A 1,694-nucleotide genomic window follows, 5' to 3' on the forward strand; every position below is an offset into this window, starting at 1 on the left:
AAGCCCCTGCATTTCTGCAGGGGCTTTGTTTTGTATGGTGCCGGCACCAGGAGTCGAACCCGGGACCTACTGATTACAAGTCAGTTGCTCTACCAACTGAGCTATACCGGCGTGTGGGCGACGATTATAGCGATTGGGTTGGTTCTGTAAACCCCTGAATTCAGACTATTTTTGCGCCGGGTCGGATCAGGCCCGGCGCAGGACGTTGCGTAGCGTGTGCAGGGCGCGCCAGGTGCGGCTGTTCTGCATGGCGAGGAGCTGGGCTTCGGCGCGTTCGGCGCGTTGTATGGCGGCGTTGATTTGTTTGCGGGCGTCGGCTTCGCCGGGGCTGACGGGGTGGGCGAAGAGGTGGCCGAAGCACAGCTGGAAGTTGTCGAGGTTGCAGGGTGGGAGGTCGAAGGCGGGCTTGAGGTTCAGGTGTTCTTCGGCGAGGAACCACGTGTTGAGGCCATCGAACAGGAACGATTGATAGCCGGCATCAGTGACCAGGTGTTCCCAGGTGTGGTCGCGTTCAAACGGGGTTTCGATGATGAGGATCCACGGGCGGAAGCGGCTGAAGTCCATGCCGCGCAGCATGGTTTCTTCGTGGCCTTCGACGTCGATTTTCAGGAAGTGGATGTCCCGGTCGGTGGCGTGTTCTTCGCAGATTGATGTCAGGGTGCGGGCTTTTACCGTCAGGCTCTGTACTTCGAAGCCGGCATCCTTGCGCTCCTGAGCGACCAGCGGGTCGGCGGTGGACAGGCCGGTGTCAGGGATGGCGTAGAACGTCACTTCGCCGGGCGTATCACTGGCAATGCATTGCAGGGTTGTGTCGCGCGGGCGCTGTTGGCACAGGGCATCGTGGTAGTTTTGCATCGGCTCGATGTTGACGCCGCTCCAGCCGCGGTCATAGAAGGCCTTGGTCACCGAGTCGTGAACCGGATCATTGGCGCCGACATCGATATAGAAGCCGTTTTCAAAGAATTTGAACGCGCGCCACAGGCGAATATCCTCGAAGTTCTGTGCGTATGAAATGAAAGTCACGGTCACTCCCTGTTGGTCGGATTGTTCTTGTTCGTCTGTGTGCTGCCTGCACGGTGTGAGCCTGTATAGCAAGGGTGAAGGGCAGGCGCAATTTCCCGCTGAAACGGTCCGTGATTCGGCGGTTATGTCATTTCGATCTGAAGCTTATGCACAACGGGAAGCAGCGTAGCGTGGTGTGGCGGGGATTTTGTGGACGCGTTCTCATTTTGTTCGCAAATCCCTGTTTTACAGGTTTTTTATTTATGTGAACAAAAAATGACCAGTGTCGTTAAGGCGACGAAACAGGCGCAGATATTGGATCCACGGCAAATCCATCAACAGAGTTATCCACAGGCTGTAACGTTTTAAGCGCGTTCGGCGAGCAGCAGTAAGTTACGCGGTGTGAGTGAGGTGTCGCAAAAGGTGCCGAGGCGTACGACGTATCCCTGTTCGAGGAGGAAAAGTGCCCGATCCAGATTCAGCCAAAGCTCCAGTGGTCGTCGGAACAATCCGCGAAGCAATTCAAGGTTGCGAACTTCGGCCAACCGCTGCCAACTGGCGGCTTCGAGTGTCGACCAATCTGGCGAGCCGATTGTGGATAACTCTTTCAGCGCTGCCAGATCGCGGCAGTAATCGGCGAAGGTTTTGTCCAACCAGGCGCTGGGCAGGGACGGGGTGGGCAGGTATTCTTC

The 1,694-nt window shown here is 56.9% G+C and carries 1 protein-coding gene, 1 tRNA gene and 1 pseudogene; all 3 read right to left on the reverse strand.

Going from position 1 to position 1,694, the window contains the following annotated elements; all coding sequences use genetic code 11:
* Positions 1 to 35 precede the first annotated feature (35 nt).
* Positions 36 to 111: transfer RNA gene (locus tag DBR24_RS21565), tRNA-Thr, on the reverse strand.
* 75 nt (positions 112 to 186) lie between these two features.
* Positions 187 to 1,023 carry an FkbM family methyltransferase gene (locus tag DBR24_RS21570; RefSeq protein ID WP_128615759.1) on the reverse strand — a complete coding sequence of 279 codons (837 nt, stop codon included), beginning with the start codon at positions 1,021 to 1,023 and terminating at the stop codon, positions 187 to 189.
* Between the two features lie 344 nt (positions 1,024 to 1,367).
* Positions 1,368 to 1,694 (reverse strand): annotated as a pseudogene (locus tag DBR24_RS21575) (SAM-dependent methyltransferase); the annotation flags it as partial.

The organism is Pseudomonas sp. HMWF006, assembly GCF_003061205.1.
Lineage (GTDB): Bacteria > Pseudomonadota > Gammaproteobacteria > Pseudomonadales > Pseudomonadaceae > Aquipseudomonas > Aquipseudomonas monsensis.